This window comes from Paeniglutamicibacter quisquiliarum (genome assembly GCF_019084045.1).
In the GTDB taxonomy this organism is placed as follows: Bacteria; Actinomycetota; Actinomycetes; order Actinomycetales; family Micrococcaceae; genus Paeniglutamicibacter; species Paeniglutamicibacter quisquiliarum.
The window spans coordinates 553,164-572,183 of sequence record NZ_JAHRED010000002.1 but is presented as its reverse complement, the minus strand read 5'-3'; the positions used below and the strand labels follow the sequence as shown (position 1 = coordinate 572,183).

29 protein-coding genes and 1 tRNA gene are annotated in these 19,020 nt (G+C 50.7%); 15 read left to right on the top strand and 15 right to left on the bottom strand.

Going from position 1 to position 19,020, the window contains the following annotated elements:
• Positions 1-58: 58 nt before the first annotated feature.
• The 9 genes from KRR55_RS06295 to KRR55_RS06255 all read right to left on the bottom strand — a co-directional run bounded on the left by KRR55_RS06295 (position 59) and on the right by KRR55_RS06255 (position 5,256).
• Positions 59-544: a DUF3846 domain-containing protein gene (locus KRR55_RS06295; RefSeq protein WP_217388186.1), complete on the bottom strand. Its 486-nt coding sequence runs from the start codon at positions 542-544 to the stop codon at positions 59-61.
• A gap of 73 nt (positions 545-617) precedes the next feature.
• Positions 618-1,157 carry a putative PDDEXK endonuclease gene (locus tag KRR55_RS06290; RefSeq protein ID WP_217388185.1) on the bottom strand — a complete coding sequence of 180 codons (540 nt, stop codon included), beginning with the start codon at positions 1,155-1,157 and terminating at the stop codon, positions 618-620.
• Between the two features lie 782 nt (positions 1,158-1,939).
• Entirely contained in the window at positions 1,940-2,665 is a 726-nt protein-coding gene (locus KRR55_RS06285) for an antirestriction protein ArdA (protein ID WP_217388184.1), read from the bottom strand.
• Positions 2,666-2,824: a hypothetical protein gene (locus KRR55_RS06280; RefSeq protein WP_217388183.1), complete on the bottom strand. Its 159-nt coding sequence runs from the start codon at positions 2,822-2,824 to the stop codon at positions 2,666-2,668.
• A 43-nt stretch (positions 2,825-2,867) separates the two neighbouring features.
• Entirely contained in the window at positions 2,868-3,428 is a 561-nt protein-coding gene (locus KRR55_RS06275; RefSeq protein WP_217388182.1) for a hypothetical protein, read from the bottom strand.
• A gap of 38 nt (positions 3,429-3,466) precedes the next feature.
• Entirely contained in the window at positions 3,467-3,910 is a 444-nt protein-coding gene (locus KRR55_RS06270; protein WP_217388181.1) for a hypothetical protein, read from the bottom strand.
• Entirely contained in the window at positions 3,903-4,277 is a 375-nt protein-coding gene (locus tag KRR55_RS06265) for an HAD family hydrolase (protein WP_217388180.1), read from the bottom strand. Before KRR55_RS06265 ends, KRR55_RS06270 begins: the two co-directional genes overlap by 8 nt.
• Positions 4,274-4,675 carry a hypothetical protein gene (locus tag KRR55_RS06260; protein WP_217388179.1) on the bottom strand — a complete coding sequence of 134 codons (402 nt, stop codon included), beginning with the start codon at positions 4,673-4,675 and terminating at the stop codon, positions 4,274-4,276. The genes KRR55_RS06265 and KRR55_RS06260 overlap by 4 nt, the downstream gene beginning before the upstream one ends.
• A complete protein-coding gene (locus KRR55_RS06255; RefSeq protein ID WP_217388178.1) occupies positions 4,675-5,256 on the bottom strand; it encodes a J domain-containing protein in 582 nt (193 codons plus the stop codon). The genes KRR55_RS06260 and KRR55_RS06255 overlap by 1 nt, the downstream gene beginning before the upstream one ends.
• Positions 5,257-5,848: 592 nt before the next feature.
• Between KRR55_RS06255 and KRR55_RS06250 the strand changes: the two genes are divergently transcribed.
• The gene (locus KRR55_RS06250; RefSeq protein ID WP_217388177.1) at positions 5,849-6,178 is read left to right on the top strand and encodes a hypothetical protein; all 330 of its coding nucleotides are present in this window, start codon (positions 5,849-5,851) and stop codon (positions 6,176-6,178) included.
• Here KRR55_RS06250 and KRR55_RS06245 read toward each other — a convergent pair.
• Genes KRR55_RS06245 through KRR55_RS06235 form a run of 3 tightly spaced genes read right to left on the bottom strand, consistent with a single transcriptional unit; the run spans position 6,175 to position 7,882 of the window.
• Positions 6,175-6,627, bottom strand: coding sequence for a hypothetical protein (locus tag KRR55_RS06245; protein WP_217388176.1), 453 nt, complete (start codon positions 6,625-6,627; stop codon positions 6,175-6,177). The two genes, KRR55_RS06250 and KRR55_RS06245, sit on opposite strands and share 4 nt — an antisense overlap.
• A complete protein-coding gene (locus tag KRR55_RS06240) occupies positions 6,628-7,554 on the bottom strand; it encodes an ERF family protein (protein WP_217388175.1) in 927 nt (308 codons plus the stop codon).
• A 25-nt stretch (positions 7,555-7,579) separates the two neighbouring features.
• Complete coding sequence (locus KRR55_RS06235; protein ID WP_217388174.1) at positions 7,580-7,882, bottom strand: hypothetical protein; 303 nt, start codon at positions 7,880-7,882, stop codon at positions 7,580-7,582.
• A gap of 309 nt (positions 7,883-8,191) precedes the next feature.
• Between KRR55_RS06235 and KRR55_RS06230 the strand changes: the two genes are divergently transcribed.
• Positions 8,192-8,902: a replication-relaxation family protein gene (locus KRR55_RS06230; protein WP_217388173.1), complete on the top strand. Its 711-nt coding sequence runs from the start codon at positions 8,192-8,194 to the stop codon at positions 8,900-8,902.
• A gap of 231 nt (positions 8,903-9,133) precedes the next feature.
• Positions 9,134-9,586 carry a hypothetical protein gene (locus KRR55_RS06225; protein WP_217388171.1) on the top strand — a complete coding sequence of 151 codons (453 nt, stop codon included), beginning with the start codon at positions 9,134-9,136 and terminating at the stop codon, positions 9,584-9,586.
• Between the two features lie 218 nt (positions 9,587-9,804).
• Here KRR55_RS06225 and KRR55_RS06220 read toward each other — a convergent pair whose 3' ends face one another.
• Positions 9,805-10,008 carry a hypothetical protein gene (locus KRR55_RS06220; RefSeq protein WP_217388169.1) on the bottom strand — a complete coding sequence of 68 codons (204 nt, stop codon included), beginning with the start codon at positions 10,006-10,008 and terminating at the stop codon, positions 9,805-9,807.
• 116 nt (positions 10,009-10,124) lie between these two features.
• Between KRR55_RS06220 and KRR55_RS20740 the strand changes: the two genes are divergently transcribed.
• Positions 10,125-10,544 (top strand): HNH endonuclease signature motif containing protein, encoded by a 420-nt coding sequence (locus tag KRR55_RS20740; RefSeq protein WP_418888830.1) that lies wholly within the window; start codon positions 10,125-10,127, stop codon positions 10,542-10,544.
• A gap of 604 nt (positions 10,545-11,148) precedes the next feature.
• Here KRR55_RS20740 and KRR55_RS06215 read toward each other — a convergent pair.
• Positions 11,149-12,108 carry a hypothetical protein gene (locus KRR55_RS06215; protein WP_217388167.1) on the bottom strand — a complete coding sequence of 320 codons (960 nt, stop codon included), beginning with the start codon at positions 12,106-12,108 and terminating at the stop codon, positions 11,149-11,151.
• Between the two features lie 140 nt (positions 12,109-12,248).
• On the opposite strand from KRR55_RS06215, the gene KRR55_RS06210 reads away from it, so the two are divergent.
• The 11 genes from KRR55_RS06210 to KRR55_RS06160 all read left to right on the top strand — a co-directional run bounded on the left by KRR55_RS06210 (position 12,249) and on the right by KRR55_RS06160 (position 18,092).
• A complete protein-coding gene (locus KRR55_RS06210; RefSeq protein WP_217388165.1) occupies positions 12,249-13,199 on the top strand; it encodes a hypothetical protein in 951 nt (316 codons plus the stop codon).
• Positions 13,200-13,695: 496 nt separating this feature from the next.
• Positions 13,696-13,785: transfer RNA gene (locus tag KRR55_RS06205), tRNA-Val, on the top strand.
• A 590-nt stretch (positions 13,786-14,375) separates the two neighbouring features.
• Positions 14,376-14,582, top strand: a complete 207-nt coding sequence (locus tag KRR55_RS06200; RefSeq protein WP_217388163.1) for a hypothetical protein — start codon at positions 14,376-14,378, stop codon at positions 14,580-14,582.
• A gap of 110 nt (positions 14,583-14,692) precedes the next feature.
• Entirely contained in the window at positions 14,693-15,001 is a 309-nt protein-coding gene (locus KRR55_RS20635; protein ID WP_217388162.1) for a transglycosylase SLT domain-containing protein, read from the top strand.
• Between the two features lie 68 nt (positions 15,002-15,069).
• Complete coding sequence (locus KRR55_RS06190) at positions 15,070-15,300, top strand: hypothetical protein (RefSeq protein ID WP_217388160.1); 231 nt, start codon at positions 15,070-15,072, stop codon at positions 15,298-15,300.
• Positions 15,287-15,820, top strand: a complete 534-nt coding sequence (locus tag KRR55_RS06185; protein ID WP_217388159.1) for a hypothetical protein — start codon at positions 15,287-15,289, stop codon at positions 15,818-15,820. The genes KRR55_RS06190 and KRR55_RS06185 overlap by 14 nt, the downstream gene beginning before the upstream one ends.
• A 193-nt stretch (positions 15,821-16,013) precedes the next feature.
• Positions 16,014-16,223: a hypothetical protein gene (locus tag KRR55_RS06180; protein WP_217388158.1), complete on the top strand. Its 210-nt coding sequence runs from the start codon at positions 16,014-16,016 to the stop codon at positions 16,221-16,223.
• Positions 16,224-16,305: 82 nt separating this feature from the next.
• Entirely contained in the window at positions 16,306-16,524 is a 219-nt protein-coding gene (locus KRR55_RS06175; protein ID WP_217388157.1) for a hypothetical protein, read from the top strand.
• Between the two features lie 124 nt (positions 16,525-16,648).
• Positions 16,649-17,065 carry a hypothetical protein gene (locus tag KRR55_RS06170; protein ID WP_217388156.1) on the top strand — a complete coding sequence of 139 codons (417 nt, stop codon included), beginning with the start codon at positions 16,649-16,651 and terminating at the stop codon, positions 17,063-17,065.
• Positions 17,066-17,074: 9 nt separating this feature from the next.
• Entirely contained in the window at positions 17,075-17,302 is a 228-nt protein-coding gene (locus tag KRR55_RS06165) for a hypothetical protein (protein WP_217388155.1), read from the top strand.
• On the top strand, positions 17,295-18,092 hold the full coding sequence (locus tag KRR55_RS06160) for an ArdC-like ssDNA-binding domain-containing protein (RefSeq protein WP_217388154.1): 798 nt from the start codon (positions 17,295-17,297) through the stop codon (positions 18,090-18,092). Before KRR55_RS06165 ends, KRR55_RS06160 begins: the two co-directional genes overlap by 8 nt.
• Before the next feature lie 39 nt (positions 18,093-18,131).
• Here the strand turns inward: KRR55_RS06160 and KRR55_RS06155 are convergent, their stop codons facing one another.
• A complete protein-coding gene (locus KRR55_RS06155; RefSeq protein ID WP_217388153.1) occupies positions 18,132-18,968 on the bottom strand; it encodes a hypothetical protein in 837 nt (278 codons plus the stop codon).
• Positions 18,969-19,020 lie beyond the last annotated feature (52 nt).

The window sequence follows — 19,020 nt, the reverse complement described above, 5'->3', positions numbered from 1 at the left end:
GGTCTTTTCAATTTCGGGGCATGAAGAAACCCCTACGATTAGGTAGGGGTTTCCACGATCAAACTGGTAATACTCGTATTTCGTCGACGCCTGCCCATCCTTCAGCAGTTCTGATGCCGATCATGTAGGCGACGGTCCAATTATCGATGTGGGAATCTTTTCCGATCCACTTCACGCTGCCCTGGATGGTGGTGAATTCGATCTTGTAAGACTCGGTGTTGAACAAGAGATCTACGAGCTCCTGGGGCACATCTTGGGTGTTGCCTTTGGGGTCTGGTCGACCAATGATCACAACGTCTCCCTGGATGATATCCATGCCCCTGTAACGGGACAAATGAACCCACATAATAAGCGTTGCTCGTCCGTTCGTATCCAGGTCGATCAACTTGCCTTCTTCGTTGATGAAGATGGTTGCATCGGGGCGGTTGATGTCCATCGCTTCGATATTGCCCTGGACTGCAAGCTGGTAGTCGTCCAGCGAGTTGTACTCGCGGAGTTCAATGTCCTGCTCTTGATCCGCTGGAATGAAGATTCCCTTGACCATGATGATCACTCTTTTCGATCGTGGATTGTTTCCGTGCCCGGTTAGGCACAGATTCCAATCCGCGATCGGGTGACTACTTCTTCTTCTCTTTCTTGACCTTCTTGTTCGAGCAATACTGGCAGTCCTTTACCAGGCACTTCTTTTCTCCTGGGCTGATGATGTTACCGCCACGGCACTCGCTCCAAGATGAGCGGCTTTCACTTGGCTTGATATGTTCTGGATCCACTACCTCACCGCTGCCAATCTTGACGATGGGTGCACGTAGCTTCTTGATCTCGACGCGGTGCTGTTGGGTCTCTGCAATAAGGTCTACAAGGTCACTGAAGCGGAGTGTAGCCAGTACTTCATCATCCGCGCGGAAGACAATGGTTGGAATGCGGTTAAAGCTTGCTCCACCGACAACCTGACGCCACCATTCTTTGATCTTGATGACTTTGTGGTCCTTGCACTCAATATCGAGGGGAGTGTCTTGATAGTAGTCGGAAATGTCGTTCTTCTGATGACTGCCGGCCCCGCTGCGCTTGTCACGACTAACGCGAGCACCTAATTTCTTCTGTAGTAGCTTGGCTACTTCGTTCTCTAGCTTCTTGCCTTTTTCGCTGCTGACACTCACATCACCTCCTTGGTGTTAATTGATAAATGGATGCCTAGTCCCACCGGCAACTTAAATGGTTCAATCACAAAGACCGACAAGTTGCCGAGAGGACAAGGCGCTGCATAGAGGAAAAACTACGACATAAAACCTCTGTGCAGCACTGCTGAGTCAGAGCAGACGAGTAAACGGGAAAGAAAACTCATCTACCCAGTTGACCGCACCAGGTTGAGGTGATGCGATCAACTGGTCCATGTAAGCCTGGCGTTCGACGGGGATTGGCTCGAAAGCCGCACGCTGCCACAGATCACTCTTTTGGCTGCCCTCCTACATAGTCCGGAAGGTGCACACAAGGCAGGGACGATTCATGTTGAATCTGATGAGATTTCCCCTTGGTTTCATATAGGAGCTACCTACTTCCGCCACTTGTATGCCCAGATCCAGCCACGTCACAACACCATGGCCGGATCTGGATTCTAGATGTCAAAGTTCAATGCGAGTGTGTTGCCGCGGAGTGGTTTGGCACCTCTACTCCACACGGCCTTTGAATTTACGGGCAACGGTTCACTCGGTGCGCTACGGATTAGCCGCGGCGACGACAGCGTATAGGCTGCCGATTTGGTGTTTCAGTTTCTTGACCTCTTGTCTGGCTTGTCTCCGATTCGCCTCAGAACGTTGCCTGTATGGTTCGTCGGATGCAAGGTTTTCAAAAGACAGTTTGGTGGAATCGAGCTTACTCATCGGTTTCCTCCTGCCCCAGATTTTGAACCAGGAGGGCATTCTTGTCAATCAGATTTGGCCGGCTACTTGTCATAGACGAACACGGCGTCATCTGTTGAGACGACTTCATACTTGTTTATCGACCAGTCTTCAGCGATGCCTTTGGTGTCCCAGTTCAGGTAACCCATTAAATCCTCAGGAACAGTCCGCTTGAAATCATCGAGCTGCGCAACCTGGCCGAGTTCTCCCAGAATGTAGATCACGTAATCTTCCATCGCTTCGTACTTGCCGTGGAAGTGCTCTGGGAACTGACGCACTACTTCTCGCACGTCGTGAGCCGTCCTGTAGCCGATGTAATCCAAATAATGAGTCATTGCCTCACCATGGGTGTTCACGGCGTGTACGAGCTCTGCAACGATCTCAGGATCATCTATATCTTCGAGTCCTAAACCTTCGGGGATGTCCGGCGCCTCAAGCCACTGCAGGCTCCAACCTGATTGACTGCCTTTATCCTCGCGGTTTATGCAGTACGTGCCGAGCATGTTGACCATGTCCTTTACCTGAAGCGTGGCCGTTTCCTCGTTGTAAAGCTGTACAAATTCGTGGGGGAGTCGCTCTTCGTCGATACTTCCAGTTGAAGCCAGTTCATACAGTGCGCTCCATTGGCCACCATGTAGCTGGGATGCCATGACCCGAGCTGCAGCGTCTGTGATCTCTCGTTCTTCAGCTATGGCTTCGATGATTGCCAGGGCAACGAGATGGTCATCGTTTAGCTTGAACTCTGGTTCTTGTTGGGGGAGACGTTCCATCTATTTCTTGCTCCCACCGTCAAAACCAAGGACTTCTGATTTTTCAGGTTCATGCAGTTGGACCAGGGTCCTGCACAGTGCTTTGATTTCATTGTTCTGGCTGAGCTCACCGATTAGCTGTATCTTCTCAACGGCGAGTTTCTTGTTTTCCTCGTTCATCTATCACCTCCTTCAAGGTAGCTTTTTTATGTCGTAAACGTATTTAATTATTTGTGGCAGGGGGAATCGGTTTGTGTGAAACGTAGGCTTGGAATGCAGCTCGGGCGATCTTTATACTCTCATCGGCCTCGTGATGTGCTGGATTGATTTCGGTATGCAGGTTCTCCCGATCCGACAAAAAATGCGACCGGCTGGTAATCATCACCATTACATTGCACCGCTGAAAAACGCCGTCAGCGTGCTCGAACAGTTCAGGGACAAGGATGCTGAGTTTCTGTACATGCGACTGGAGCTCGCTCAGCTTTGTTCTTAGCGTCGACAAGGGTTGTTCGCCAAAGATGGGCTCGAGGTGAATGACTGTTATCAGACTTTCCGACACGGAGAGGATGGCAGCGAATACCTCGATCTTTTCATCGATGCTTCGATCCCTACGCTTCGCCTCGGCTTCGAATTCCCACAATTCGCGGTCAGAGGCGGCTTTTCGCTTCTCACGCTTCGCAGTGAGAATGCCGCCTATGATTTGAGCGATGATCGCACCCCCTGCACCGATACCAGCGCCGCCCAGAGCGAGCGCTATTGCTTCTTGTGTTATTTCCCCAGCCATAGGCTGAACACTACCAAGGCAACGTCACCCGCTTCTGGTCATGATTGACTTCTTTCAAGGTAGTTATTTTCATTGCACCAGAGCCACAACACCGACAGCGCGTTGACAAGCGTTTCCAGTCGTCCGTCGTCCTCGAACGCAAGGTCGTTGTAGTTGGGATGAAACTCTTGGTCTCGCGTCACTGGCTGTAGGGATTCCTCAACCAAGATGGGCATGTTGGTGTATCTGCCCAACGTACGAATCTCTAGCTTCGCGTATCGGTCATTGATCCTGTCCGGTAGCTGAGCGCGGAGTTCATCCGTCATCGGTGCCGCAAATGTTCGCGTGTGCTTGCCGCCGACAGTCAGATCCTCAAAGTCCCCGGCTATCAGCTTCACCTCACCCGTCACGATTACTTGGTAGTACTTGTAAACGGTGTCCTGAGGGAACCCAGCCTTCTTCAATTGCTTGGCCTGTTCGAAACTGACGACGTACTTATCCACGTTCAGCTCCCAGGTCGTAGGTGGAGCCGTCTTTACGAGGAACTCGCAATGCCAGGATGCCGTGCTCATTCAGCAGCCGGCAGACGTCGTCTCGGTCGTCGTAGAAGATGCTAACGCCCAAACCCCTACACGCGGCCAACTTGAGGGCAGGGGACTCTCCAGGATGATCAAACAGGACTTCATGCACGAGCACGCTGTTTGGAATGCCTGCCTGACGAACTTCGGCCTCTACTGTTCCTTGGCGTTTCGGTCCAACAGCAGAGATGACGACGACCTTGTCCCCAGCTTCCTGATGCATCATCGCCAGGCGACTGAAGTACTCAGGGTAGTGGCTGATGACTTGCCAATAATCGAAGCCGACGATCATCTGGATAGCTCCCCGGCATCAACTAATGCGATTACTAGCTTTAAGAGGGCTTTGAGAGGGGTGTCGCTTGGGTCATTCTGGCCACCAAAATAACCCTCGTACCCAGCAAGCCACTGCTTGGAATATTTTCCTCTGTAAAGTGTGAACGGATGCACCTCATTATCGTTCACTAGGTCTTGCGGCAACTTCTCTAGTAGGTAGTCGGTGGTGTAAAGAGGGGTTCGTGTCTTCAATTCCTGCGTACCCCATAAACCATAAAGACGCTCTAGCTCTGGGTATGCAATGTAGGGTTCACCCTCTGGTATTCCAGCCGTACGTTCCCAGCAAGCAAGGGTGTCGTTCCACCCAGGGAATCGCTTATGTACTTCTATGCAGAGCTCGAATAGTTCTTGGTCCATTACGACGTGGCCTCCCTATACGCCTTCTGCACCTCATTGAATGCCGCTAGTTCACCGCCCTGATCAGGATGATGCTTTAGTAGCTGTTGTCGATAGGCCGCTTTGATGATTTGTGGGCTCGCTGTGGGTGACACTTCCAGGACGTCGTACCAAAGCCGGGCTTGATATGGAGTGACGATCGTCTGGGCAGGCAGAGCCTTGAAGCCACGGAATGCAGCGTTCACCATCTCCTGGGCACCCCAGCGTTCCAAACCGCGAATGGCGTGTATGGATAGGGCAACGGCATGCAAGTTGTCTTCAACCTGAAGCCATCGATCACACGGAAAGCACTGTGCTTCACCAGCGAGATTGAAATAGACAGCGACTCCGCGGTCATCAGGTATTCGTTGCTTGCTTCTATAGGTGCCATCCTGATTGACGATGATGTTTGTCGAGATGACGACGTTGGTTGCCTTCAAGCGTCTGAGCTCGGTCTTTAGTTCTTCCCTTGCTGCTGCGAGAGGAGTTTTGAAGCTGGAGCGCTGGGGTTTCTCGGTTCGTGGCCAATGTGCTGGCCATTGAAGCGGATACGCGTCGTTCATGAGATCACCTCATGTTCCTCATAGATCTCGGCAATCGTCCGAAATAAGACGCGGACACGGTCCAGGCCTTCGACTCGGCTAGCGATAACAAGTCCGAGTATGCCGAGCAGGACGAAGAGAACGCCGACGATCACGAACGGAAAAGCAGCGCTCTGTCTAAATATCTTCATTCATGTGTTCTCCGATTAGATTTGTTGTGCGGTCCTTGACCACTCCCCAATCGCTTGTAAAGCGCTAACGTACTTTCTGCATGTCTGCATAGATTTGTTAGTTCAACGATGGGGAAGTGAGCAACGATTCGACTTTTTGAGCACGTCCTCAAAAAGGCTGTGGATAACTCGACGAAGCGACGCGCATGCGTCTGCTTGACGAATCGGTGACTTTATCTGTCTTATATAGCTACTGCGCTACTTTTGTTCGTTGGCGTCAAGTAGCGAAGCGCCGCAAAATATCGTGAAGTATTCTTTTCGACCGTCTGACCTCTGTTAGACGGCTGGATTTATGCGACGCACAAGCTACCAAGTGCGACCTGCGGCATTTACGCGACCGGCAAAGTTTGCTTAATTAGTTGTATATGTACGAAGAAGACCAAATGATCATCGAGCTGGCATCCCAGGTGCCCAAGAAGCCAGCGTGGATGATCAAAGAAGAACTTGGCGTTGAGCGTTCGGTTCGGCGCATCCAGGAAGTGATCAATCAAAACCTGGGCCGGCGTCCGTCGCGCCAAGCTATTCGTCATCACGACATCTTCCGTGACCGCATTGTCGCGGCCATGGAAGCAGGTGGATTGTCTAGGTACTACTGTTCGTCTTGTCAACGGAGGTCTATTGAACCGCTATTTATTCATCAGCTGCAACGGGACGATCAGATTGGATCGCTAGTCTTTGTCTGTCGCCATTGTTCCGGTCCAGGGGATCGCTAGCGCCTCCACCAACGTCGGCGGTTCTTTAGGCCCTCTAAGGCTTGCTCTACGCGTACCAATTGTCGCCGGATAACCAGGGATGATTCGTTCCCCTCTTTAAGCAGTGCCGCAGTACGTTCGTTGCTCTGAATCACCTTTATCTGTGAGTCCAGGAGCTCCTTCACGTAGTCGGGCGTTAGAGGAAGGCTTGGAACCATTTCGAGCTCTTGCTGCAGTTGGTCGTCTTTGGGCGGCGTTGCTATCTTCTTAGGAGCCTGGGCTAGCTTCTTTCGTCGAGATTCTTTAGCTGCCTGAAAGCCTGGCCATGTCTTAGCACGGCGAATAGCTCGTACTGATTCTGGGCTGATTTGGTTTCGGTCAGCAATCTGCTGAGTGCTACCGAAGTTGTCTTTGATGTCGCGCATGATTACGCGGAATTGTGCCTTAGTGATGTTCTTACCGTGTGCCATCTATTTGTTCTCCGAGGCTTGAGCCTCCTTAGGTTGTTGTTGTTCTTCTTTGACTGTGGCTCGATCCATTACCTGAATCCAGTCATCCGGGAGTTTTAGCTCCCCTGTCTCTAGCTGGCCTACAAACTTCTCGAGCAGGGCTATATCCTCGCTGTTGCAGTTCTTGAGGAATGGCTTGTCGGTGAATGTGAGCACGAACTTGTTTATGACTCGCTTCTCCGTCATTCCAAGCGCTTTTAGACGCGCCTCGATACCTTTGGGTGGATCATCCGTTGATACCTGGATATGTACGCCATCCTCATTTGGAACGCCCTCTTCGATCTCCAGCGCCCGGTCACTTGCTTCGATATCACGGGCACGCTCTGAAACCATTTTGTTGAGGTTCCTTATAGTAAGGAAAGCGTGGTCCCGGGTCTTGATCTTCCATACCTCTGCTGCAATCTGCTTTGACGGGTATTTCATCGCCATGCAAAGTGACTTGATTTCGTCGAGCTGTTCCTCTGTTGGCTTTAGCTGAACGCCACTGGCTTTGTTGCCGTCATCGTCATCTTCTTCAGATGTGAGGCCTAGTGTTGCCATTAGCGAATAACGACGTAAGTATGTGATCGCCGATCCGTGCGATTGTGGGTCTACCTTCGTCAGTGCAAGCTTGGTTGCTGACTGATAGGAGACGCCTGATTCGTGCACCAGGATCGTTAGGAGCCCTGCCTGGCCATCAATGACTGTCGGCGGCTGCATGACTCCAACCTTGTGCTTGTTGAGCAGCTTGAGTGCCTGTGTCATCACGATGTGCAGTGGTGTGTACTTGCTCCCGTATTCATCATTCTCAGATGAACGTACGAGCGGCAATAGCTTCCTTTGGATTGCGATGATTGCCTGAGCAATCTCTACCGGTATATCGCCCTGGGCAGCCGGTTGTGTTGTCACCACGCCTTCTGACGCGTCTTCGGCACTATATGTCGCTGAAGTCCTCTTTCCAGATTGGGTGGTTTTGCTTGATTCCGTCGAGGTGCTTGCGCCCACTATGTTTCTCCTTTCTGACTATGTCGTTGTAATAGTCTCTGATTCTGCTGTTGTGTTGCAGTACAGCGGTGCTCAGGATGTCTGATCGAGAAGGTTCTGAACCAAACGTCGCCTTGTGCCACTCCTTGTACTTGTTTATGGCCTCTATAAGCCTCGGATCGTATCGATCGTTATATTTCTCTTTCATGATGCCGAACGTCTGTTTGAACGTCGGATAAGGGCTCTCTGCCATTTAGTAGTGTCCTTTCGTGGATAAGTACGTTCTCCTTTGTCGGTTGTGATTGATTGAAGACTATTTGCATGCGACCTATGTATATATTTGTCGCGCTTTCGTCCTGCTAAGCACTATGAGACATCGACCTTATTTTGTAAAGACACATTTGCAGTAATATGCACAACGTAAACTGTGGATAAAATTGGAGAAATTCGCGCGTGGGTCTCGCTATGGGGGCACAGTATGTATGGACCCACACCTAAAAGACATCTGACATGGGTGAATACAAGCCAGGCCGCTTATACTGCTTCGTTGTATACTGTCATCATGCGCCTGACCACCCGCGATGCATCCATAATCGAGACCGTAAACCGCTTCGGTCAGCTTGGATCTGGTCATATATGGGACATACATTTTGACAACACCAACAAGAATTCAATGGATCGTGTACTGAAGCGACTGACTGCTCAGAAGCTCTTACAACGCATTGAGAGACGTCTTGTCGGCGGTAACGGTGGTGGCTCTGGCCAGTACGTGTATCAACTCGGCTCTATGGGTCACGACTTCCTAGGTAAGCGCGGTAAGTTCACGCCAGCTCACCGAACGGTAAAGCACCACATGTTAGAGATTGTTGACGCTTACGTGCATTTCATAGAGGCGGAGCAGGCTGGCAGCATCCGCATATTGAACTACCTGACTGAGCCCGATGCCCATCTAGATATTGCTGGGGCGAAGCTAAGGCCTGACCTGTTTATAGAGTACGAACTCATTGGCAGGGGAGAGATACAAAGTCTCTGGATTGAAGTAGACCGTGGCTTTGAGTCGCTCGCTGTTATTGGGTCAATGGTCGGCAGATATGCGCACGCTATGGAGAACGCCACCAGACGCGATATAGAGACAGTTCCCGCCGTTCTATTTCTTGTACCTGATGAACGTCGACAGAGGAATATTCAGGGTGTCATACGGCGCGAAGCGGAGAAGTACCAGGGCATCATAAGCGTGAAGCTTGCGAGTGACTTTGTCACCTCTGTTACATAGCACTATTTCACAACACTTTTAGCCGATTGTGTATGTACACAATGTGATGATTTTAGTATAATTAAAGTAGTAACATAAACGGGGAATTACTACTATGAACATAATCCATCTAAACGGTGCAGATGCCGATAAGGTTGCTGAGCTAATCGGCGGCACTCTAATAATGATGAATGTAACCGACGACACCGCATTGATTGCGGGCGGTGACGTTTCAAAGCTAGAGATAGCGTAATGATTTACGGACTTTTTGCGCGAAGATGTTCAGAGTGTGGCAAGGGTATGCAAGAGGGCTACCTGGCTGACGGTGAATACTATTGTTCCGATGTCTGCCTGAGGGTGGACTATACAGAGGCGGAATGGAGCGAATTAGCTACCGACGATTCAGATGAGTTCTACTACACGGAGTGGACTGAATGGGATGAATCAGACGAAGAACTCTATACAGAAGATGGGCTTCGAGTTCAATTGTCGATGTGCCAACATGACGATTACACATGGGGCAAAACCTTGTCGGAATCTGAGCGCGAACGCGTAGTTGCCGTTCTCTGTGACCATTGCGGATTGAATGGCTGGATACGCGAAGAACTATTAAGCGGTGACAGTTACCAGTTGGAAGAGGGATGGGGGAACGATAAACCCGCTGCGGCCGATGGTGAAGCGAATTCTGATGAGGCAGGACGATGAGCCGTTTTCACACCCTGGATAGCAAAACAGGCGAGATAGTCCTCGAATCAAACAAAGACCCGCGGGCGCGCACAAGCCGCCCAGGACGTCAGCAATCCAAAACACGACCAGGCGCCCATCTTGATGACGCAACGCTCACCACGCTCGTTGTGGCCGGCCTTATCGTTGGCCTGGCGCTCATGAGCTAAACCGAAGCAACCAGAAACCAAAAGCACCGACTATTTATCAGTCGGTGCTTCTTTTGCTTCTCGGTCCAATATCGCTTGAACCGTCTTTAGAGGTTTCTGCTTGTGCGTATCGCGTAGGTTGAAGCCGAAGTCGTTATTGAAGTTCTTCCTGCGCTCTGCAAGCGTTGGCCCGTAGTACGGGACGTCTAGCGTCGGTACCGTGATTGTTTTGTTTAGAAGGTCGCCCAATTTCATACTCGCATTATGGGTCATCATGCTTATTTTTCATAGCCTAGATGTTTGGAACTTATCCACAACCAGTGAGAATTGCTTGCTAGTTTTCCGCCGCTTCTTCATAATGAGCGACAACTATGATCAGTAGGAAGACCGACATTGACCGCATTACCGTCTTGTATTGCCGAATTCGACGCCAGCAATGGGGACAATTTCGCAATGTGCGCTATCGAAGGGCGAAGTCGGACTATAAGCGCGCCCACTACACCAATCGTTGTGCCATCTGTCATCAGAAGATGAAAAGGAACGAGGTGACTATTGACCACATTATCCCGCTCAATATCTGTAACGCCTATAACTTGCCGCAACTAGAGTTCGACCATCGCAATTTTAGGCTAGTACATAGCAGATGTAACCTGGCTCGCGGCGAGATGAAACTAGCTGACCTACCCGAAAAGCTCCAGGCGAAGATATTGAGCGTGCAAAAAGTTGATGAAGGAATTTATCGCCATACACCTCTGTTAGTGAACCCACCAGCGATAAAGTTGTCCGCATAGTTTCCACAGTTTTATGAGACTTTTCCACACCCATTTATTGACTTAAGTTTCCACTGCTTCATAATGGTCCACAAGCTAACGCCTCAAATAACGGGCTTAGTGGGTATAAGGGCAAAAAAGTAAGAGACACCGCGCAAACGATGTCTCTAAATGCCTCAAATAACTGCGTCTAGTATAGCAGCTCTGTTTACTTATGCAAATACTTTTTAGTACAATAGTTCGCAGCCTATAAAGGCTTGATAGTAGCTCAGGGGTTATGGACGCAATGCCATTCCTCGTGTAAGACGCCGAACGTACGATGGCGCTCAATGGTTTTTCGTTTGTATTTCCCCAATGAGCCAACCTGACGACGTGTAGCCCCTCAGCTGCTATCAAGCCAAAAACTGTTTGGTGCTATCAAGGATTCCTAGAATTGCCGCTCTGTCCATCCTGACAACGGCGACCTGCTGAATCCTGGATAGTGAACGTGTACACAATGTGACGAGTGGCGATACTAATGCCGGGCACCGTAACCAATCGAGCCGTGCAAGCATGGGGCCCACGTTTGAAGCGAGATACTAAGAAGTGCATCAGCCGCAGGGCTCCCTAGCAGGGGAGAGAGGAGCTAATTGTCTGGCAACTCTTCAACGTCCTTCGTCTGGCCCTTTGACCTTGCTGACTCGAGTTTTGCGCCGAGCGTATAGATTCCACCACTAGTAAGAGTGCCGGCTATGAAAGGGTCGATGCCCAAATCGCTAAGTAGCGGCCCAAATATTGGGTGATCCTTTTCAATCATCAGTACGCCGAAGGCCACCCAGGCTCCCATTGCGACTGCGATTATGCTGACGAAGAGCTTCCGGTACGCCGGGCTGGCATCCCAGTAACCTGGCGCTTTCTTGATTGCCGTCGCGACATCAGGTTGTGCCTCAAGAAATTCTGCTGCGAATTCTTCTTGTTCTTCATCGAGCATGTCGATGCCCAGCTCATCGGCAAGATGCTGGAGCTCGGGAAATGGATCGCTTTCCAGATAATCCTGGAGCGGATCTGCCAAGACTGTTGACCACTGAACCGAAGACATCATGTCTTTGAAGCCTGGATACTTCACCAAGCCAAGCGCTGGTTTGTAGCTCAACGTCTTCACGATGCTTGTTGCACCAACGTTGGCGGCTGCCATTTCTGCGAAAGCATTGCGGGGGCCGGCCATATTCTTGAAGCTCGACTCAATGATCGAGGATGTGTCCATCATTTTAGATAGTGCGGTAATGGCAGGTTTGGTCGCTGAAGCGTTGAATGACCGCAGCGCACTGACTCCCATAATGTCCCGCATGCCCTTGAACGGCGAGACCGGAGTTGCCACGTTTTTCATCCAGCTCACGTTGTTCCTGCTGATTGCAGTCTGCCAGGCGCTATTACGCAGCGGAGACTCGTATGTCGATTTCAAAGACTCGAATGCTCCAGCGGTCCGAACCATGTCCATAACAGTCTTGGACACCTTCACTTGATCACGGATCATCGGCGAGACTTCCCAAACGCTCGAAGTAGGTTTCCTTGATTCTTCCCCAAGCTTCCCCAGTGCATCACTCATACAATCAGCGTAGATCAGAACGCCTACACATTGTCCTTAGTCCCTAGAACGCTCAAGAATCATTTCGTCGCTACACCAAGCTAGGATGAGCCGTATCGTACGAGAAGCGTATGTGGATACAGAATCTGGGGATTCAAAGCATGACGTCAGAGCTCATTAAACTTGCAAGCACTCCGATCGGTGCGCGCCGGCTGAACTTGATCACGGCGATCAACGAGAATGTGGATCGAGCTGGATTCGAAGTTTCAATGAAGCCGTTCGAGCAATCACATGTTGACTACCACGAAAATTACCATGTGTTCTTGGACGATCTTCGGTGGTTCGAGAATCAAGGTTGGGTCTGGTTCGAGGCGGACGGGAGCGGTATCTCCGGAGTGGTTGTCGAGGCTGCAGGTTCAGAAGCCGTGCGAGCCTTCAAAACCGCCCGTGAAGATATAGCCGCACGGGTCAAGGTCGCAAGGGACAACTATCTTCGCTGGCTTTACGATTGCGACATGAACGGCGATACCGGGCTGCGTTACGAAGACTTCAGGTCGAGTAGGCATGGCAGTTACCTCGGAGTCGAGTTCACGGATCAGGAAATCGGGAAAGCTGCATCTTGGCTCATCGCGAAAAAATACATGACTGGCAATTTGATGGCCGCTGGATATTACACATACCCAAAGATCACTACGGCAGGCAGCGACATCATTGAAGGTCCAGGATCCTTGGCAGACATCGCTTCGTCAGCATATTCGAGCATTACGAACGTGAACGTGAACGGGTCTCACGGAAGCAACGTCAACGTTGGAGGTAGCAACGTTACCCAAACAGCCACTGCAACCGTCAAGCAGGTTCAGGAAGCTCAAAAGTTCGTTGAAAGTGCTAGGGAACTGGCTCACCTTCTGAAGCTGTCTCCAGACGTTCAATCGCAAGTCCTTGAGGTTATTGATGAGGTAGAAGCTGAAGCAGCAACGCCTAATCCAAAAAAGAACGTCCTCGTTGAGCTGATGGCTAAAGCCCGTGATTTAGCCGTTCTCGGGACGGCTACAGGAATGGTCAATGCATTCGAGCAGGTTGCGAATGGTGCCATCGCCGCAATTGGAGGTTAGTTTTTCTGAATCTAACGCCTAATATCCAGCTATAAAATATGCGCCTATTGACCTGATCGGTTGGTAGGCGCATATTAGTGGGCATATGGAAGGATCACGATCTATTTACGGAGAACTACAATCAACACCTGAATATAGGGAACTAGATGACGACGTGCTATTTGAGCGCGCTCTCTACTTCACGCAGCTGGAGCAGTCGAGCGAGACTAGCCCCAGAGCTAAGAAAGATGTTCAAAAGATTCTGGGACGACTGACGTTTGAACTCTTGGCCCGCGACGACATTTTTGTTGTAGAAAAGTAGACGGCTTACAGAGGTAGGTCGTTGAAGCCGCAATATTGTGTCTTTACAAAATATGTACGCCGTGCTTAAATACTGGCAGTTCAAACGAACATTGAAAATTTAGTTATACGCAAACATGGCCGCAAGAAGGGAAAAATTAATCTTACGAAAGGTTTCTTTTTATTTAAACTACCCCATCGTGCGGTCAACATGGGCATACAAGTGGCGGAACGGAAACGCACCTGTCGTACGAACGGGGTAGGGACTTCTAGTGTCGGCTCCCAGGTTCGACTCCTGGCTTGTATGCACTTCATGGCTATGTAAGTGGTCACCACTCTGCGGAAGCTCTCGTGGTGTTCACGGGGAGGCGGACGCTTACATAGACCAGCTAGCTATAAGTCTGACATCGTGGAAAGACACGCCCGAGGTAACCTGGCCTTGCCAGTACCCCCGCTGAGAAATCAAAATCGGGAATCACAGCCGGTATCCAGCCCGGTCGCACGCTAGCAGCACCGTGTTTGCGTATAACACCAAGATTGAAGGTAGACGCCCATACATAACGTTCGAACGTCACTGTGTATGGGGCGCGTACCTTCAATCATTCATAGATCCGCACATGGCAGTAGACCCAATCAAAAGTCCTCCTAGATTATTGATCTCCCTCCTACTGCCATCTGCGGCTCTATGAGCCGACATCCGTTGTTCATAGCTATAGGGGCTGTGGAACGTGGGTACAAAGCCTGGCCGGTTCCACCACCATTTCCGGCCAGGTCCAAGAACTTCTAGCTCCAGTACCGGTAATGGCATTTCCCACGTTGCCGGTACTGGCCTTAGAAAGGTCAGAAGCACCAAAAAACAAATAACGCCCCCGCGAGTGGGCAAGGAACATCAACATCATGAAGGCAACTTCTAACAACCAAGCACCATTACAAGTAACTAAAGATCCGAAGACGATCCTCGTACGCGAAGCTCTCCCATGGCTCCTCGTAGCCATCATGACCTTTGCAATCGCTGGCATCATCACTGGATGGTTCATGCGCAGCTACGCAGTCACAGAACAGCAAACTGCCATAGCTCTGGAGTCAAAAGTTCAGAGCCGCTAACCCCCGTCATTAGTGAGCAGGAAATCAAGACGGACTTACCGACATCAGTGTCGCTAACACATCAACCTGTCGAGCCATTGCTCCAGGTCGTACCTATACAAGAAGTCGCAGTGATCCAGGAACCACAGGCAACCGACATCGAGCAGATCGTTCGCCAAGCTGCCAGGAAGTACGGACTCAATGAAGAACACTTCCTCAGCATTGCCATGTGTGAGTCAACGATGAATCCATCCGCGATCAACTACGGCTACTACGAGAACGGTCATCCCAGCGGTCTATTCCAGCACCTAAGCGGCTATTACCCCGCGAGAGCTGCAAAGGCCGGCTACAGCACAGACGTCTTTGACGCCTACAGCAATGCCAATACAACGGCAGCGATGTGGAGCCAGGGACTGAGCTACCTCTGGGAATGTAGCTAGAAAAATGGATCGATGACTATGCGAGAGTCATCGATCCGATCAATAAACGTAAATGGGAACAACTGAATATGAGTAAATACAAATTTATCGGTATCGGAGCAGCGGGCGTCCTACTTTTCTTTATCGGCAACTGGATACATAGCGGATTGATCCAGGGGTTCGCTTTCTACCTAATGGCATGGGGAATGTTTGGCGACATACTTCGAGGCGTGACATGGCAGAAACACACCGTCATCAAAACGAAGACTGTCGAGTACAACAACGTTAGCCAAGCCAAGGAGCCGTATGAAAATCTCTAAACGCTTCCCAACCAAACTAATCCTAATCAGCGCCACCATTATCGGCATGGGCGCGGGAGCAACAACCTACATGGTCCAACAACAAGAACCACGTGAAGAACAACTGGCCATCCGAGTAACAAGCGGAGCAGTTGATCCGGCCGACACAACAGCACCAAATGAACCTGTTTTAGAAGCCGCAGAAGCGCCCGTAGTTGAAGAAACGGTTACGAACCCATCTCCAACCGTTGAAGAGCAACCAGCGCCTGCAGAACAGCCACAGACCTATGCGTTCGCAGCCGAGATGGCAGCAGCCGGCATTTCAGAAACTGACTTTGGAATCGTCACGACAATGACCTTGGATCAAAACGGATGGCGTCTATTCCAGCGATCTTCCGACAAACCAACCTGGCGACTTGCCCAGCAAACGCGGGGGACTCTCACCGAACAGCTTCAGCAGGTAAACCACTACGTACAAGTCACCTACGGCGGCTCATGGAGTGCTGCGCACGATAGCTACGTGACTCGGGGGAACTTTTAGCTATGGTTGCTCGCAAAGCTCGAACTATCGGCTCTAATAAGTCGAGTGCTATTTGGTACAAGCTGACGTCGGTTGTCTCATCCGTACTCGGTCTGGCTTCAATCGCTCTTCTGCAAGACTCGCAAGCCATGTTTGCCTGCCTAATACTGGGAGCCTTGTTCGCCATCGCTGCTGAAATCGTGGAGTCTCGTTCATGAACGAACGACTCCCACTACCTGAGCGCCCAGTAACCAAATCACGAGAAGCCTTCATCGCTGCGCTCACCTCATTACCCGAGCTTGGCGCCCTAACGAACACCGAGCTTCTAGACGCGCACGAGCTCGCAGCAGATCTCCTTACTGACATTGCCAACTTTGGAGAGAAGGTGATTGCAGAGCAGCTTCGGAGGCAGGGTGATGAGTAAAGAATTGGGGCCAGATATATCGAGCGCTCTTCATCAGATTCGTACACGCGCACTCCGAGATGCTCCTGTGTACCTTCAGCACGTGAATTCAGCGGAGCAGGAGTTGAACCAGCTCGTTTCGTCTCTCTACACCCAACAACAAGTAGAGCAGATGCTGGACAGGTTGGAAGCCTCAAAACCGGACTACAGCGATATGGATAGTTACAACCGCTCATTCCTGGAGGCCATGTACAAAGGCACTATCGATAAGGCTATCCAAGCTGAGCGTGATGAACTAAAAAGGCGTGGAGCAACTAAATGATGGCTAGTGGAATTCGACTGTTCCTGGGTAGGCCCACAACCTTCAGCTCACTCACCACGTCAACCATCAAGTCGCGTAAGCGCAACAAGCTACAGCGACAGAATAAACGGAAGGGAAGAAAACCATGACCCAGCTAATAACTGAAAAAGAGCTCCAAAACCAGGTGATAGCAATTATCGCATCGACTCGTCGAAGCCCCAGCAGCTCATTAGGGTACCTATCAGAGGACGAAGCCGTCAGTAAGACTATCGATCTCATCCGATCCCAAATGGACGCTCTAGAAGGGCTGACAAAGGGTGATGCGATTGCCTTGCTGTGCCCGGCAACGAATTGCTTCGCGGTGACTATATCTAGCCGTGAACTTAGTCGCTATCAAGGACTGGGTGAGATTACCGACCCGCCGCAGGCCACATCATGTTGGATACCATGCGAAAAGCACTATCTGGAGGGTGCGACACCGTTCTATTGCGATAAGGATGGTGTAGAAGTGTCTGGCGATCCAGAAACTTGGCCGGCTACGGAACAACGAGAAATAAATTAAGGAGGTGATGTGAGCAAACTAGAAAACCAAATGCAAGCCAAGTTTGAGAAGGTCAGCGATGCGCAGCTTATTCGCCGTATCGAGGATGCTCCGGAATTTGGATATGACGACGAAGCCTATGAACTGAATCGACGTCTACGAGTGCTTGGAGGCAAAGCCTGGCGCTGGGCGGGCGATTTCTATCATCCGCATGTGGAGCTGTATGAGCTGCCAACCGAAGGAGGTGATCGTGAGTGAAAGAGCTACGAAGCCACGCGCACGCGCTGAACAAGAACCCGTCAACATCGAATGGCAAAAGCTATTAGAAGAAGCGCTCACATTAGAGCCCGGCGAGATGACGTCTTACAACAGGTTTTACAACTACTCCATGCTGAACCAGCTCCTATTGCATAGCCAGGGCGTGCGAGAACCGGTGGCTACCTATGCAAAGTGGCAAGAGCTAGGCCGCCAAGTCCAAAAAGGCAGCAAAGCCAAAGCAATCCTCCGTCCGATCTTTTACAAGGGCACGAACGACCAGGGCGAAGAAGAGCAGAAGGTCAAAGGCTTCAAGATGGTCAACTGCTTGTTCACGGTCTCAGAGACTGAGGGGGAGGAGCTACCCGAATACGAACCACCTACCTGGAGCAAAGAACGTGCTCTGGGCGCGCTTGCGATAGTCCAGGTGGACTTCGAGCAGATAAATGGCAATGTGGCCGGCTACAGCTATGAACGCAACGTAGCGGTCAGCCCAGTGGCTAAGTATCCGTTCAAGACACTGCAACACGAACTTGCCCATGTTGTTCTCGGACATACGGCTGAGGCCGGCCTGGAAGAGTATCGCACCCATCGTGGAATCAAAGAGTTTCAAGCTGAGTCCACTGCCTACCTGACAATGAACGAGCTCCAGGCTACGGATCAGTTCGACGCTGCTGAGAGCCGCGGCTATATCCAAGGGTGGCTACGCAATGAGCGGCCTGATGATGTATCCATACGGCAAGTATTTTCCGCTACCGACAAGATTCTGAAGGCTGGATGGCAGCACCCGTAGCCCAAGTTCTCAACAGTGCCCAATGCTGGATCTGACAGGCTAAATCGACATTGAATCAATCCTGTCGAGTTGTTCGAGGGTGTCAGATTTGATGACGCCTATTTGTACCATGCTCAGCACAGTTGCTGTGGACTCTTCTACCTTGTTCCAGCCCTTAACCAGAAGAACCGTTGAAATGAGAATTCCGCCAAGAAGTACTGCGAAACCAGTTAGTCCCGCGCCACTAGAAAACGTAACGATTGACTGATATACAGCGATTGCTAGAATCGGTGGCGCGATACCCAAGCGGAAGTCTGCTTCGCTTCGAGCGCGATCGAACACATCGTAGAGTTCCTTGTTGGTGTGAAGAAGCTTATTCCCTAGGTTAGGTATCTCTCGCTCAATGCCACGCTCGATTCTAGGAAGTATCTCCTTTAGGGCGGTCGTAATCATTTCGTCCTGTACTCGAATATTTTCTTGATCACCTACAACGTTGGTCAGGGGGATGTATTCTTCGGGAATCTTTTCTAGGAATGTCCAATAGATCCTTCGCCAATCCTTGTTGTTCTGCTTAGCGCTTCGAATTGAATCATCTAGGAGAGCTTCTAGAGACACGAGAGTTCTTCGATGCATGAATCGGCCAACTATTGCTGTTGCTTGATTCGAATCGAGAGCCAGTACGATTCCTATAACGTAAGCAGTGAAACTCACGACTCCGAGCAGAGCTGTGGGGGTCAGATAGTCACCCAGTGAATTCATGAGTCCCATTGGTCCGGTAGATATCTCTTTTGAGGGCACCGGCATGCCGAAGAGTAGCCAGATGAGAATTAACCATAGAGCTCCGGTCACTAACGGCGTCCTGAAGTCCCTGAAGCCTGGCAATATCTGTGCGAGCAATCTATCCCCCATATGTCACGTTGTCTTGCAAAGAGCTTATCGTTCGGCACGT